General features: G+C 65.6%; 15 protein-coding genes and 3 pseudogenes. 4 read left to right on the forward strand and 14 right to left on the reverse strand.

Annotated elements, in window-relative coordinates; genetic code table 11:
• Positions 1-573: pseudogene (locus tag G3N61_RS39835) on the reverse strand (hypothetical protein); the annotation flags it as partial.
• Positions 574-706: 133 nt separating this feature from the next.
• A complete protein-coding gene (locus G3N61_RS33925; RefSeq protein ID WP_143331156.1) occupies positions 707-907 on the reverse strand; it encodes a hypothetical protein in 201 nt (66 codons plus the stop codon).
• 234 nt (positions 908-1,141) lie between these two features.
• Between G3N61_RS33925 and flgE the strand changes: the two genes are divergently transcribed.
• Complete coding sequence (gene flgE, locus G3N61_RS33930; protein WP_205824556.1) at positions 1,142-2,386, forward strand: flagellar hook protein FlgE; 1,245 nt, start codon at positions 1,142-1,144, stop codon at positions 2,384-2,386.
• A 105-nt stretch (positions 2,387-2,491) separates the two neighbouring features.
• Here flgE and asd read toward each other — a convergent pair whose 3' ends face one another.
• The 10 genes from asd to G3N61_RS33975 all read right to left on the reverse strand — a co-directional run bounded on the left by asd (position 2,492) and on the right by G3N61_RS33975 (position 11,716).
• On the reverse strand, positions 2,492-3,613 hold the full coding sequence (gene asd / locus G3N61_RS33935; RefSeq protein WP_043177609.1) for an aspartate-semialdehyde dehydrogenase: 1,122 nt from the start codon (positions 3,611-3,613) through the stop codon (positions 2,492-2,494).
• Positions 3,614-3,694: 81 nt separating this feature from the next.
• Positions 3,695-3,814, reverse strand: coding sequence for a hypothetical protein (locus G3N61_RS40350; protein ID WP_041493347.1), 120 nt, complete (start codon positions 3,812-3,814; stop codon positions 3,695-3,697).
• 98 nt (positions 3,815-3,912) lie between these two features.
• Positions 3,913-4,980 carry a 3-isopropylmalate dehydrogenase gene (leuB, locus tag G3N61_RS33940; RefSeq protein ID WP_089453365.1) on the reverse strand — a complete coding sequence of 356 codons (1,068 nt, stop codon included), beginning with the start codon at positions 4,978-4,980 and terminating at the stop codon, positions 3,913-3,915.
• A gap of 79 nt (positions 4,981-5,059) precedes the next feature.
• Positions 5,060-5,710: a 3-isopropylmalate dehydratase small subunit gene (gene leuD / locus G3N61_RS33945; RefSeq protein WP_043177614.1), complete on the reverse strand. Its 651-nt coding sequence runs from the start codon at positions 5,708-5,710 to the stop codon at positions 5,060-5,062.
• Positions 5,711-5,778: 68 nt separating this feature from the next.
• A complete protein-coding gene (locus G3N61_RS33950; protein WP_043177617.1) occupies positions 5,779-5,925 on the reverse strand; it encodes an entericidin A/B family lipoprotein in 147 nt (48 codons plus the stop codon).
• 3 nt (positions 5,926-5,928) lie between these two features.
• Positions 5,929-7,338: a 3-isopropylmalate dehydratase large subunit gene (leuC, locus tag G3N61_RS33955; protein WP_089453366.1), complete on the reverse strand. Its 1,410-nt coding sequence runs from the start codon at positions 7,336-7,338 to the stop codon at positions 5,929-5,931.
• Between the two features lie 203 nt (positions 7,339-7,541).
• Entirely contained in the window at positions 7,542-8,816 is a 1,275-nt protein-coding gene (locus G3N61_RS33960; protein ID WP_205824557.1) for a cytochrome c peroxidase, read from the reverse strand.
• On the reverse strand, positions 8,813-10,042 hold the full coding sequence (locus G3N61_RS33965) for an alkaline phosphatase family protein (protein WP_205824558.1): 1,230 nt from the start codon (positions 10,040-10,042) through the stop codon (positions 8,813-8,815). Before G3N61_RS33965 ends, G3N61_RS33960 begins: the two co-directional genes overlap by 4 nt.
• Before the next feature lie 60 nt (positions 10,043-10,102).
• Positions 10,103-10,864, reverse strand: coding sequence for a Tat pathway signal protein (locus tag G3N61_RS33970; RefSeq protein WP_205824559.1), 762 nt, complete (start codon positions 10,862-10,864; stop codon positions 10,103-10,105).
• Between the two features lie 30 nt (positions 10,865-10,894).
• The gene (locus G3N61_RS33975; RefSeq protein ID WP_089453370.1) at positions 10,895-11,716 is read right to left on the reverse strand and encodes a hypothetical protein; all 822 of its coding nucleotides are present in this window, start codon (positions 11,714-11,716) and stop codon (positions 10,895-10,897) included.
• A gap of 394 nt (positions 11,717-12,110) precedes the next feature.
• Here G3N61_RS33975 and G3N61_RS33980 point away from each other — a divergent pair, with 394 nt between their 5' ends.
• Positions 12,111-12,434 (forward strand): cupin domain-containing protein, encoded by a 324-nt coding sequence (locus tag G3N61_RS33980; protein ID WP_205824560.1) that lies wholly within the window; start codon positions 12,111-12,113, stop codon positions 12,432-12,434.
• 142 nt (positions 12,435-12,576) lie between these two features.
• Positions 12,577-13,302 carry a glutathione S-transferase gene (locus G3N61_RS33985; RefSeq protein ID WP_205824561.1) on the forward strand — a complete coding sequence of 242 codons (726 nt, stop codon included), beginning with the start codon at positions 12,577-12,579 and terminating at the stop codon, positions 13,300-13,302.
• Positions 13,303-13,351: 49 nt separating this feature from the next.
• On the opposite strand, the gene G3N61_RS33990 is transcribed toward G3N61_RS33985, so the two are convergent.
• A complete protein-coding gene (locus tag G3N61_RS33990; RefSeq protein WP_205824562.1) occupies positions 13,352-13,750 on the reverse strand; it encodes a DUF4440 domain-containing protein in 399 nt (132 codons plus the stop codon).
• A gap of 15 nt (positions 13,751-13,765) precedes the next feature.
• A pseudogene (locus tag G3N61_RS33995) lies at positions 13,766-14,323 on the reverse strand (MFS transporter); the annotation flags it as partial.
• Between G3N61_RS33995 and G3N61_RS34000 the strand changes: the two are divergent.
• Positions 14,319-14,444: pseudogene (locus G3N61_RS34000) on the forward strand (glycosyltransferase); the annotation flags it as partial. The pseudogenes G3N61_RS33995 and G3N61_RS34000 sit on opposite strands and share 5 nt — an antisense overlap.

Here is a 14,444-nt window from a genome sequence, read left to right on the forward strand (position 1 = left end):
TCTCGCGTCATGCTTCATGAACGCCTGCGGATTGGCGTCGAACAGCGCGCGGCCGGCGCGCGCGAGCACGACGGGATCGCGCGACTGCGTGGCCGCTTTCGCGATGTCGTTCAGCGACTGGCCGGGCTGGACCGTCACGGTAAGCGGCACTGCGCCGCCGGCAGCAGACGCCGGCAGTTCGCCGGTGCCGGCCGCCCAGGCCGATGCGGTTGCGCCGAGCGCCAGGATCGCCAGCGCGCCACGCACGGCGCGCGACAGACGGGACAGGCGCGGAAACAAGGAAATTCGGGACATCGTTGGCTCTATCGCCGCGCGCGGGCGCGGCTCGGATTCGCGGTTGAAAGCGTCAATAAAGTTGCCGCAGAAATGCAAAAGCGTCGCGTGGAACGCGACGCTTTCGGCGGGTCTGTGCGTCGTAACCGCGTAGTTTACTTCACGCGATCGGGTTCGGGCCGAATTCGTCGCCGGCAGGTGCAACCGGTCGCCTTCGCACGCCGGCGCACCCGGCGACCGGGTCACACCGATGCCGGGGGTACATGCCGCATGCCTGCGCCCACGATCGATCGAAAGCATGCCGCTCGCAGCTGAAAAACCGTCCGACCGCATCGCGTCCCGAACCAACGTCGCCGCCTTTGCTCGCGCACCGGGCGGCTGACATACCCTAGGCTCGATGCCGCGCCACGACCGGGAAATCGGGCACGTTTGCTCAATAATTCGCACGGCCTGCCGTTAATGGATTAACAGCAGACAATAAAAATAAATCCCGCCAGCCATCAAATCCATTCCAATCAATTTCATTTGATCGATAAGAGGCCAATTCCCCTCTCTTATCGTCGAATTGGGAATTTCCGCCGCCAATCCCCCGCCCATCAAGGCTTCCAGGTCTCACCCCCATCCCATTGCTCATACGAAATCGATCATTTCAGCAGCAATTCAATTACATTACACAAAATTACACAGATCGAATAATTGCCGTCGCTACGATCGTCTTCAAACAAGAATCGGCGCAATTCGACCCTCGCGCCCGCCTCTGCCGAAACGGCGGGCACGCGGTCGGCCGGGCTGACGCCGTGAGGTGCCAGGGAGGCATCGCGCAGTCGCACGACTGCATTTACTCACCAGCTCGTTACGGGGATCGAACATGGGCTATCAACAGGGCTTGAGCGGGTTGGCCGGCGCGGCGAACCATCTCGACGTGATCGGCAACAACATCGCGAACGCAAACACGGTTGGCTTCAAGCAGGGTCGCGCGAACTTCGCCGACATGTACGCGAATTCGGTCGCGACGTCGACCAACACGCAGATCGGCATCGGCACGCGGCTCACGTCGGTGCAGCAACAATTCGGCCAGGGGACGATCAACACGACGAAGTCGTCGCTCGACATCGCGATCAACGGCAACGGCTTCTTCCAGATGTCGAACAACGGCGTGACGACGTACTCGCGTGACGGCGTATTCCACCGCGACAAGAGCGGCGCCATCGTCGACGCGCAAAACCGCAACCTGATGGGCTATGCAGCGGGCCCGGGCGGCGCCATCAACACCGCGGCGACCGTGCCGCTGCAGGCGCCGACCACCAACATCGCACCGCAGGCGTCGACGAAGATCGCCGGCCAGTTCAACCTGAACTCGCAGGACAAGGTGCCGGCCAAGACGCCGTTCGACGCTGGCGACAACGCCACGTACAACTACAATTCGTCGATCCAGGTGTACGACACGCTCGGCGGCGCGCAACAGGTGTCGATGTATTTCACGAAGAACACGGCCGGCACCTGGCAGGTCTACGCCGGCGTGCAGGGTCAAAAACCGACGAATCTCGGTACCGTCACGTTCGACGCATCGGGCCGGATCAGCTCGACGACGTCGGCCGCAACCGGCCAGCCGACGGCGAGCCTCGGCCAGTTCGCGTTCTCGATCCCCAACGCGTCGGGCGGCGCCAATCCGCAGAACCTGACGCTCGACCTGGGCGGCACGACGCAGTTCGGCGGGAAAAGCGGCGTGAACAATCTCGCCCAGGACGGCTTCGCGAGCGGCACGCTGACGACGTTCTCGATCGGCGCCGACGGCAAGCTCACCGGCAATTACTCGAACGGCCAGAGCGCGGTGCTCGGCCTGATCGCGCTCGCGAACTTCAACAACCCGAACGGGCTCGAGAACATCGGCGGCAATCAGTATGTGGAAACCGCCGCGTCGGGCGTGCCGCAGATCTCCGCGCCCGGCAGCACGAACCACGGCACGCTGCAGGGGAGCGCGCTGGAAAACTCGAACGTCGACCTGACGACCGAGCTCGTGAACCTGATCAAGGCGCAGCGTGACTACCAGGCCAACGCGCAGACGATCAAGACCCAGCAGACCGTCGACCAGACGCTCCTGAACATGCGCTGACCCGCGCATGAAAAACGCGCCGCGCCAGCCTTGACAGGTTCAAGGCCGACGCGGCGCGCAATCTCGTGCAATGCGGCCCGCATCTCGCGGGCCGGACATGCAGGCTTACTTGTCGAGCAGGATACGCAGCATGCGGCGCAGCGGCTCGGCCGCGCCCCACAGCAGCTGGTCGCCGACCGTGAACGCCGACAGGTATTCGCCGCCCATCGCGAGCTTGCGCAGGCGGCCGACCGGCACCGTCAGCGTGCCCGTGACGTTCGCCGGCGACAGGTCGCGCATCGACGCTTCACGCTCGTTCGGCACGACCTTCACCCAGTCGTTCGCCGATGCGAGGATGTCGTTGATTTCGTCGAGCGGCACGTCCTTGTTCAGCTTGATCGTCAGCGCCTGCGAGTGGCAGCGCATTGCGCCGATCCGCACGCACAGGCCGTCGACCGGGATCGAACCCGGCTGGCCCATGGCCGGCTTGCCGAGGATCTTGTTGGTTTCCGCGCCGCCCTTCCATTCTTCCTTCGACATCCCGTTGCCGAGATCCTTGTCGATCCACGGGATCAGCGAACCGGCGAGCGGCACGCCGAAGTGGCTCGTCGGCATCGCATCGCTGTTCATCGCGGCCAGCACGCGGCGGTCGATGTCGAGGATCGCGGACGCCGGATCGGCGAGTTGCTCCTTCACGGCGCCGTTCAGCGTGCCCATCTGCGACAGCAGTTCACGCATGTTCTGCGCGCCCGCGCCCGATGCGGCCTGGTAGGTCATCGCCGTCATCCAGTCGACGAGGTTCTCGCGGAACAGGCCGCCGAGCGCCATCAGCATCAGGCTGACCGTGCAGTTGCCGCCGACGAAGTTCTTCGTGCCCTTGACGAGCGCATCCTTGATCACGTCGAGGTTGACCGGATCGAGGATGATGACCGCGTCGTCCTGCATCCGCAGCGACGATGCCGCATCGATCCAGTAGCCGTTCCAGCCGGCTGCGCGCAGCTTCGGGAACACGTCGTTCGTGTAGTCGCCGCCCTGGCACGTGATGATCACGTCGCACTTCTTCAGCTCGTCGACGTTGGTCGCGTCCTTGAGCGTAGTCTCGTTTTTCGCGAACGACGGCGCTTTGCCGCCCGTGTTGCTGGTGCTGAAAAACACCGGTTCGATCAGGTCGAAATCGCCCTCTTCCTGCATGCGCTGCATCAGGACGCTGCCGACCATGCCGCGCCAACCTACGAGACCTACGTTCATGACTAACCCTTTGATGGAGCTTCCCCGCCATTTCCGTCCCCGGTGTGACCGCGCGGGGAAATAGGCGGGCACGACGGACGATCAGCGTTTAATGATCGTTTTCGTGGTAATGGTTTTCGTGATGACGATGGCGCGCGCACCCGCACGGGCAATGTTGCCGTGGAGTTTCAAGACCGGGGAGATCAGGGAAAAATGCGCCATCGTTCGAGTCTACACAAAGCCGGTGGCCCGCACAACGGCCAACCGCACGCGAACCGGCCGATTTCGCGGCCCGTTCGCGCCCTTTCTACCTGTTTGCGTTACAGCGCCGCGACCACCGCGTCGCCCATCGCCGCCGTGCCCACTTGCTGGCAGCCCGGCGTCGCGATGTCGCCCGTGCGGTAGCCCTGTTCGAGCACCGCTTTCACCGCGCGCTCGATGCGATCGGCCTGCTCTGCACGATTCAGCGAGTAGCGCAGCATCATCGCGGCCGACAGGATCGTCGCGAGCGGGTTTGCAATGCCCTTGCCCGCGATGTCCGGTGCCGAACCGTGCGACGGTTCGTACAGGCCCTTGTTGTTCTTGTCGAGCGACGCCGACGGCAGCATGCCGATCGAGCCCGTCAGCATCGACGCTTCATCCGACAGGATGTCGCCGAACATGTTGCCGGTGACGATCACGTCGAACTGCTTCGGCGCCTTCGCAAGCTGCATCGCCGCGTTGTCGACGTACATGTGCGACAGCTCGACGTCCGCGTATTCCTTCGACACGTCGATCATGATGTCGCGCCAGAACTGCGACGTTTCGAGCACGTTCGCCTTGTCGACCGACAGCAGCTTCTTCGCGCGCTTGCGGGCCGCCTGGAACGCGACGTGTGCGATGCGGCGCACTTCCGGTTCCGAATAGCGCATCGTGTCGAAACCTTCGCGCTCGCCGGCGAACAGGCCGTCCGGTGCAGCGCGCACGCCGCGCGGCTGACCGAAGTAGATGTCGCCGTTCAGTTCGCGCACGATCAGGATGTCGAGGCCCGCGACCAGCTCGGGCTTCAGCGGCGATGCATCGACGAGCTGCGGATAGCAGATTGCCGGGCGGAAGTTCGCGAACAGCTCGAGATGCTTGCGCAGCCCGAGGATCGCCTGCTCGGGGCGCAGCGCGCGCTCGAGCGAGTCGTACTTCCAGTCGCCCACGGCGCCGAACAGGATCGCGTCGGCGTCCTTCGCGAGCTTCAGCGTCGCGTCGGGCAGCGGATGGCCGCTCGCCTCGTAGCCCGCGCCGCCGACCGGCGCCTGTTCGAGTTCGAACTTCTCGTCGAGTGCGTTCAGCACCTTCACGGCTTCATTGACGATTTCCGGACCGATGCCGTCGCCGGGCAACACTGCAATCTTCATGCGAAATTCCTGACTGGGTAGAGTGTGATGGAGGCAGGCCGGCGAACGCGCCGCCGGCGCGCCCGCCCGAAAGGCGCTGTCAGCCGACCAGCTTGGTGTTGAGCCACGGCTGCTTCACGAGGCGCTCGGCCTCGAACTGGCGGATCTTGTCCGCGTGGCGCAGCGTGAGGCCGATGTCGTCGAAGCCGTTCAGCAGGCAGTACTTGCGGAACGCGGTGATCTCGAACGGATACGCACGGCCGTCGCCCGTGCGCACGACCTGCGCGTCGAGGTCGACCGTCACTTCGAAGCCGTTGAACGCGACCGTCTCGTTGAACAGGTGATCGACCTGCTGCTCGGTCAGCACGATCGGCAGCAGCCCGTTCTTGTAGCAGTTGTTGAAGAAGATGTCCGCGAAGCTCGGCGCGATGATCGCGCGGAAGCCGTACTGCTGCAGCGCCCACGGCGCGTGCTCGCGCGAGCTGCCGCAGCCGAAGTTCTTGCGCGCGAGCAGCACCGATGCGCCCTGGTAGCGCGGCTGGTTCAGCACGAAGTCGGGATTCAGCGGACGCGTCGAGTTGTCCTGCCCCGGTTCGCCGTGGTCGAGATAACGCCACTCGTCGAACGCGTTCGGGCCGAAACCCGTGCGCTTGATCGACTTCAGGAACTGCTTCGGAATGATCGCGTCGGTGTCGACGTTTTCGCGATCGAGCGGCGCCACGACGCCGGTATGCACTGTGAATTTTTCCATGATCCGTCTATCCGGTTGAAGGGCCGGCATTCAGCCGGCGCACATCGACAAATTCTCGGTGGGGGACGTTACTCCGCGGCGCGCTTCAGCGCGCTGCCGGCGGCGTTGACGTCCTGCCCGAAGCCCTGGACGGTATTGCAGCCCGCGAGGCCGAAGCCCAGCCCTGCGAGCGCCAGCGCGGCAACCAGCCGCGCCACGAGTTTCGATGCCGTCACGCGTTACCCCAGCTGGCGAATGTCGACGAAATGGCCTTCGATCGCCGCGGCTGCCGCCATCGCGGGGCTGACGAGGTGCGTACGACCGCCCGCGCCCTGCCGGCCTTCGAAGTTGCGGTTCGACGTCGATGCGCAGCGCTCGCCCGGATCCAGACGATCGGCGTTCATCGCGAGGCACATCGAGCAGCCCGGCTCGCGCCATTCGAAGCCGGCATCCGTGAACACCTTGTCGAGCCCTTCACGTTCGGCCTGCGCCTTCACGAGACCCGAGCCCGGCACGACCATCGCGAGCCGCACGTTCGACGCGATGCGACGGTTCAGCTTCTTCACGACGTACGCGGCTGCGCGGATGTCCTCGATGCGCGCGTTCGTGCACGAACCGATGAAGATCTTGTCGACCTTGATCGACTCGATCGGCGTGTTCGGCTCGAGCGCCATATAGGCCAGCGCACGCTCCATCGCGTCGCGCTTGACCGGATCCTTCTCGCGCTCGGGATCGGGCACGCGACCGTCGATCGACGTGACCATTTCCGGCGACGTGCCCCATGTGACCTGCGGGACGATCTCGGCTGCGTTCAGCTCGACCACGCGATCGAACTGCGCGCCTTCGTCCGACTTGAACTGGCGCCAGTATTCGACGGCCTGGTTCCATTCCGCGCCGGTCGGCACGAACGGACGGCCCTTCAGGTAATCGATCGTCGTGTCGTCCACCGCGACCATGCCCGCGCGCGCGCCGGCTTCGATCGCCATGTTGCAGACGGTCATGCGGCCTTCCATCGTCAGCGCGCGGATCGTCGAGCCGCCGAATTCGATCGCGTAGCCCGTGCCGCCGGCCGTACCGATCTTGCCGATGATCGCAAGCACGATGTCCTTCGCGGTACAACCGCGCGGCAGCGTGCCCTCGACCTTCACGAGCATGTTCTTGCTCTTCTTCTGCAGCAGCGTTTGCGTGGCGAGCACGTGCTCGACTTCCGACGTGCCGATGCCGTGCGCGAGTGCGCCGAACGCGCCGTGCGTCGACGTATGCGAATCGCCGCACACGATCGTCATGCCCGGCAGCGTCGCGCCCTGCTCCGGTCCGATGATGTGGACGATGCCCTGGCGCACGTCGTTCATCTTGAACTGCGTGATGCCGAACGCATCGCAGTTCGCGTCGAGCGTGTCGACCTGCAGCTTCGAGACGGGATCGGCGATGCCGTGGCTGCGATCGGTGGTCGGCACGTTGTGGTCCGACACGGCCAGGTTCGCGCTGATGCGCCACACCGGACGCTGCGCCATCTTCAGCCCTTCGAACGCCTGCGGGCTCGTGACTTCATGCAGCAGCTGACGGTCGATATAGAGCAGCGTCGTGCCGTCTTCCTCGGTGTGGACCACGTGGGTGTTCCACAGTTTGTCGTAGAGAGTCTGTGCCATGGGTATGCGGGGTCGTTGTGACTACAAGCCTTACGGATGTGATCGATTATGCCACGCAAAATCGGCCCATGGAGTACCACGATAACGAAAAAAGTGAATAAAAACAGTAGGTTGGGTAGTACACGCGATACCCGGATAAGCATTACCCGGCAACACGAACGCCACGACGCGGCGGCGATTGCCGCCGCCGCGCGTGGCGCGTGTCAGCGCGACCCGCGCCGGCCGGCCGCTTTCGCCGGCAGCACATACCCGTCGTCGAGCGTCGCGAGGAACGCCGCGACGTCGTCGATATCGCGCTCGCTCCACACCGGTTTCTCGCCGCGCTTGCGTGTGAGCGGCTCGTCCGTCGTGTCGACGTTCACGCGCAGATGCGCAGGCAGGTCGTCGTACGGCACGACGCGGCCGTGCCGGTCGGCCGGATACCACTTCGCCGGGTCGGTATCGCGCTGCACGTAGAAACGCAGCGCGTCCTTCAGCGTGTGGAAGCGGCCGTTGTGGAAGAACACCCGGCGTAGCGACGTGTTGCGCAGCGACGGCGTCTTGAACAACCCGCAGTTCGCGCGGTCCGCCGCCTGGTCCTTCCGCACGGGGCCGCACAGCCCGAGGTCGTAGTAGTCGGGATTCGCGTTCGCGCGCAATTCGCGGTTGCGCGGCACGCCGAGCGCTTCGAACGTGAAGTCGGTCAGCAGCGGATGCGCGCCGTTCACACCCGGCTGGTCGATGTGACACGACGCGCAGTTGCCGCGCGCGGGATCGTCGAACAACCGCTTGCCGCGCAGTTCCCGCGCACTCAGTTCGACCTTGCCGTCGAGGTAGTAGTCGAACTTGCTCGTGTACGGATGAAAGCTCGCATCGTCGAGCTCGAAACGCTCGATCGCGCGCATCGCGTTCGCGAACGCCTGCTGCGGGTCGTCGAGCGCATGCGCGCCGAACACGCGGCGAAAGCGGTCCGCGTACGGTGCACGCCGCAGCTTTCCGACCACGGCCTCCGCGCTCGGGTTCGCCATTTCGTCCGGATTCAGCAGCGGAAAGCTCGCCTGGTCGCGCGGCCGGTCGAAGCGGCCGTCCCAGCCGAAACCGCCGATCGGCGCGTTGTCGGTTTCGGTCAGCCGCTCGGCCACGCTGGCGGCCTGCGGGTGCGACCAGACCGGCGTGCGGTTCAGCACGTAGCGCAGGCTCGGCACCGCGCGCGTGCCCTGCCGCTTCAGATCCGCGCCGCCGAGTTGCGCGGCGAGACCGTTCGGCGGCCCGTACGCGTGATCGGGGCTATGGCACGTCGCGCACGACATCCGGCCCGACGCCGACAGCGCCGGATCGAAGAACATCAGCTTGCCGAGCGCGGCCATGTCGCCGGCAGTGGCTTCGGGCGATATCGCCGGCGCTGCCGCACTGCCCGGCGCAGCGCCGGCCGCCGTTACGCACCACCCGATCGCCAGCGCCGCGCCCAGCGCGCGCCAGCCCCCGCGTGCCGGCCTCACAGGTTCGTGAACACGTCGCCGCCGAAGCCCTCCAGGCCGGCCTGCCCTGCATAGCCGAGATGGTCGAGCCCGAAGATGTCCTCGACGCTCTTCAGCATCGAATAGTGGTTGTACGCGACCGTCGACACGGTGCCCGGCTTGATGAACTTCGAGATCATCACCGCGCCCGTCTGGTCGCCGCCGAAGCTCTGCTTCGTGAGGTTGATCGTCGCGCCCTTGTAGGCGAGCGACGACGTCTGCGGGAAGACCGGCAGGTTCGGCCCCGGCTGCTGGCTGCAGCAGGTGGTGCCCGCGAACGTGAGGTTGGTCACGCCCGGCGACGGCTGCGACACGCTCGCATAGCTGCTCTCGTCGAAATTGACGATCAGCAGCCCGTCCTTCTGGAACGCCGGCGACGCGGTGATCAGCGGCACCCACTTCTTCAGGAACGCGTCGGCGCTCGTCAGGCCGCCCGCTTCGCCGTTCGCACACGGCGCGTCATGGCCGTCGTGACACAGGTTCGGCGTGATCAGGTTGAAGTTCGCCGTGGTGTCGGCCGACTTCAGGTCGTTCTCGAGGTTCGCGAGATTCACGACGTTCTTCGCGCAATCCGGCGAGTCGATGATCGAATGGAAGTACACGAACGGATTGTGGCGCGTCGCGTACTGGTCGCCGGCCGGCACGGCTGCACTCGGCGCCTGCGCGACTTGCGTCAGGTCGGTCGTGTTCAGCGTCGGATGGCCGCAGGTCGCCGCCTCGCGCGACGGGTCGTTGCCCATGTCCTCTTCGTAGCCCTTCCACGTATAGCCGGCCGCCTTCAGCTGGTCGGGCAGCGTCTTCACGGTGGCCGGATACACGCAGCCCGAGCCGATCGCCTGCCCATCCGGCGTCATCCCGGTCAGCTTGTAGTCCTGGAACACCGGGCAGTCGTTGTCGGTTTCATTGGTCGGCGACTGGCCGCTGAGCATCGCGATGTAGTTGTCGAGGCTCACGTGCCCGGTGCCGTAGTACTGCTGCACCAGCGCACCCTGCGCGGCCAGCGTCGTCGCGAGGTACGGCGCCTTCGTGTTCGCGCCGAACGTGGTCGCGTAGTTCTCGTTTTCGAGCGTGATCACGAACACGTGGCGAATCTGCTGCTGGCCGCTCGCCTGCATCGACGACGATGAGCCGCACGCGGTGACGATCAGCGCGACGAGCGACCCGAGCGCGGCCACCAGCATGGCACGCATCCAAAAACGAAAGGACATGACGATTCCGGAATGGAAGAAGTTGATGAACGGGAAAGGTTCAGCGAACGTCCGGCGGCTTCAGCCGTTCGGGTATTCGCGGTTGATCAGGTCGAGCCGCAGCATGCCGAGCTGCACGCCGACGTTGCTCAGCAGGTACAGATCACGGCGTCGCAATGCCGGCATCTGCGCGGACGCATCGTAGAGCGACGGCAGCGTCAGCCCTGCCGGCACCGCGGCCTGCATCCCCACGGCATTCGACACGCGCACGGCAATCGACGCCTGATCCGAATGGGTGACGACACCGACGTTGCCGAGTGCCGAGGCCGAGCCAGCCTGCTTGACGATCGCGGCGGCCACGCCATCGGGCGTCGGTATCGGGCTGCCGGCGGCCAGGGCCGGGGTCGCGATCGACGTCACGCCGGCCGTCAGCCCGTATTTCGACGCGAGCACGCTCGCGACCTCCTGCTGCGCGAAGATCCGCACGGCAACCTTCTGGTGCAGCAGGAACACGGCGTCGGCAATCGCCTCGTTCACGGGGCCCGGCACCGGCGCGGCACCGGACGATGCCGCGGCGCGACCGCCGAAGCTGAATGCGGCAATCGTGTTGATGGCCGTGTTCTGGACGGTCGGCGGCGTCCACGAGAAAAACGTATTGAACAGGTAGCCGGTCTCGTCGGTGGCGGCTGCGCGGTCGTTCAGCTCGTTCGTCAGCTTGCCGAGCATCTGGCGTTGCAGTTCGGCGTCTGAAACAGGCGCGTCGCTCGCGAAGGCGGGCGTGCTGGCGGCGCCGGCCGCGGCGAGTGCGGAGGCGGAGGCGAGGAAATGGCGGCGGGTCTGCATGGTCATTGGAATCGGGAGAAAGAAAGTGCGTCAGCCCTTCGGGTACGCCTGCATCGTCGCGCCGATCGCGCGGCCGAGCATCTGCGCATACATGTCGTGTACGAGGTACAGGCTGCGGTTGCGCGTCCACGGCTGGCCCGACTGCGGGTCGTAAAGCGTCGGCAACGACACCTCCGCAACCGCGGCCGCCTTCATGCCCGCCTGCTGCGACGTCTGGATGCAGCGCTTCGCGTGATCCCGATGACCGACCACCGCGACGCTGCCCATCGCGGCTGCGCCGCCTGCACGCGACACGGCCTCGGCGGCCACGCCGGCCGTGCTGAGGTACACGATCGAGCCGTCGCTCGCGATCACCGGCTCGATCGACGACAGCACGTCGGCGCCCATCCCGTACTTCGATACGAGAAAGCGCGCGATCTCCCACTGCGCGTACACCTTCACCGGTTTCAGCTGGCGGATGCGATACACGGCATCCGCGAGCGCTTCGTTGACGGGCCCCGGGTCGGGCAACGCGGACTGGTTGCCGCCGGTGCTCGACGTATTGCCGCTCGCCGCGTTCGGGCGATTGCCGAAGCTGTACGCGACGATCGCGCCGATCTGCGCGGCCGGGAACGTCGGCAAGTCCCAAGTAAATCCGACGTCGGTCAGTGCCGGCACGATCGCGTTGACCGTCGCCGCGTCGCCGAGCTGCGTATTCAGCTTCGCGGACATCTGCGCGGCCAGCGCCGCGTCGGTAACGGGCGCCGACGTGACGTCGTCGCCGCCGCACGCGCTCAGCAGCGGCACCGCCGCGACGGCCGGCGCGGCGGCCAGGAATTTTCTGCGTGAAGAAGCCAGCGGATTCAGTTTCATAAGAAATACGAAATGATGAGAATGACGTCGACGAGCTTCCTCGGCGTCGCATTCACGGTCACGGGAAATGGCAATCGGGCGTGTCGCGCAGGTGAGCGACGGACGGCAGTGCTGCAGCGCGAATCGATTCGCTGCGCTTTTGTAGATTGACGAGGCCGGATCGTAGTCGGCGTTTATTAAATTGCGGTGAAGTTCACGATCGAATCCGCACAATCGCGTCGTCGTTTCGCGGATGGACGCCCGCGTTTCACGGATGGCGAGCTCACGCTTGATTCGTTCCACCGGTGGCGATCCTGCGTCCCGTGCGCGCCGTACGACGCCCCCGGCATTTCGCGCTACGATGGCACGACGCAGATGGCCCGATCCCCACGATCCAGACCCGGAGCACACCAGAATGAAGCTCGGCCTGAACGAATCGCTCGCCCGCCTCGACGAAGCAGGCACGCTGTTCACGACACTGTTCCACCACGGCACGCTCGACGTCGAGCTGTACCGGCCGCGCATCGAGGACAAGCAGAAGCCGCATACGCGCGACGAGGTTTACGCGATCGCCACCGGCACGTCCCGCTTCGTCATCGACGATCGCACATGCGAGGTCGCGGCCGGTGACGTGCTGTTCGTCCCCGCACACGCCGAGCACCGTTTCGTCGGCTTCTCCGACGACTTCTCGACCTGGGTGTTCTTCTACGGCCCCGAGGGCGGCGAGCGCGACGCGTAGCGCGCGATGCGTAGCGCGCGATGCGCGCGGCACTTTTCCGGCGATCGCCTAGACTGTCTATTCGCAGCGGGCGGCGCGCGACACGCGGCCGCCCGGTCGTCACGATGCCTGCGGAAGCCGGCTCAACGAACGGGAAAACAGCATGCGATACGAACTGTATTACTGGCCCGAGATCCAGGGCCGAGGCGAATATGTGCGGCTCGCGCTCGAAGCGGCCGAAGCCGACTATGTCGACGTCGCGCGCGAATCGGGGCGCGGCATGGGCGTGCCGGCGATGATGCGCATGATGGACAGCACGAAGGCGGAATGCGTGCCGTTCGCGCCGCCGTTCCTGAAAGCTGGCGACGTTGTCATCGGGCAGACCGCGAACATCCTGCTGTTTCTCGGCGCGCGGCTCGGGCTCGCGCCCGACGACGAAGCCGGCCGGCTGTGGGTGCACCAGCTTCAGTTGACCGTCGCCGATTTCGTCGCCGAGATCCACGACACGCATCACCCGATCGCAAGCGGCCTCTACTACGAGGATCAGCAGGCGGAAGCCGCCGAGCGCGCAGCCGATTTCCTGGAAAACCGGCTGCCGAAATTCCTCGGTTACTTCGAGCGCGTACTCGACCAGAATCCGCACCAGAGCGGCTACCTCGCCGGCAACGCACTCAGCTATGCGGACCTGTCGATGTTCCAGTTGATCGAGGGCCTGCGTTACGCGTTTCCGAAAGCGATGAAGCGCGCGGAGCGCAAGATCGCGGCGCTGGTCGCACTGCACGACCGCGTCGCACTGCATCCGCCGGTCGCGCACTATCTCGAGTCGGAACGCCGTATTCCGTTCAACGACATGGGCATCTTCCGGCACTATCCGGAGCTGGACAAGTAACGCCGGCCCGGCGTCCGCGCCGCTTCGTGCGCGGCGGCGGGCACCCTCCTCACGCGACGACCGGCGTCTCGTGCAGATGGCGCCACACGATCAGGCCGTCCGCCTCGCGCCGGAATACGGCCGTCGAACGCCGCACCGTGCGCCGCCCCTCCGCATCGGTCTGCGTTTCGCGATAGCCGATCGTCGCGCCGTCGGACCATACGGCCAGCCCGCGCAACTCGTCGATCTCGATCGCCAGCCCGGAACGCGCACCATACCCGTTTGAAAACAGCGCATCGACGCCCGCGTAATCGAGCACCGCACCCGACATCGCGATCATCGAAAATCCCGGCGAAAAACGCGCCATCAGCGCCGCGAGCCGCTCGGGTGCAGCACGGCCGGACAACCAGCACTCGATGTCGACAACGGTATCGACGACTTCCTTGAAATACGGATTCGGCAAAGTCATAAGGCTCTCAGGTTCTCAGGAGTGGGATGAAACGGGTTGCGCGGCCGGCGCACCATGCGCGGGAAGCCGCGCGATCAAACCGAGCGGCAGCAAGGTCAGCACGACCGCCAGCCCGAAGCACCAGCGGTACGGCTCGAGCGACGGGCCGCCCGCGTCGAACGCCAGCAACGCATTGAGTGCGCTGCCGAGCACGGCCACGCCGATGCAAAAGCTCAACTGGCGGTTGATGTTCCACAGCGCGCTCGCGTCGCCCATCCGGTCGGCCGGCACGTCGACGAACGCCGCGCTTTGCGATGTACTCGTGCACAGGCTCGCGCCGAACCCCATCGCCGCGAATGCGGCGATGCGCACGGCTTCGACGCCGGCCCACGGCGTCGCGAGCAGTGCGATGCCGACACAGTCGATCGCGATGCCGCACGCGAACAACGGCTTCGCGCCGTGGCGCGGAAAGCAGCGGCGCGTCGTCGCGATCGCGAAGCACGCCGCGATCGCCCACGGCAGCATCAGCGCGCCGGCATGCGCGGCGCTCAATCCGAGCGCGTTCTGCAAATAGAGCGACGCAACGAGGTTGACGTCCGGACTGGACATCTACGTCCAGACCTCGCGCTGGGAAGGCATGCCGCTGGCACTGATCGAGGCTCAGGTGGCCGGCCTGCCCGCCGTGGTGACGGACGTCGTCGGCAACCGCGACGTG

The sequence above is a fragment of the Burkholderia sp. Ac-20349 genome (assembly GCF_017104865.1).
GTDB lineage: Bacteria > Pseudomonadota > Gammaproteobacteria > Burkholderiales > Burkholderiaceae > Burkholderia > Burkholderia aenigmatica.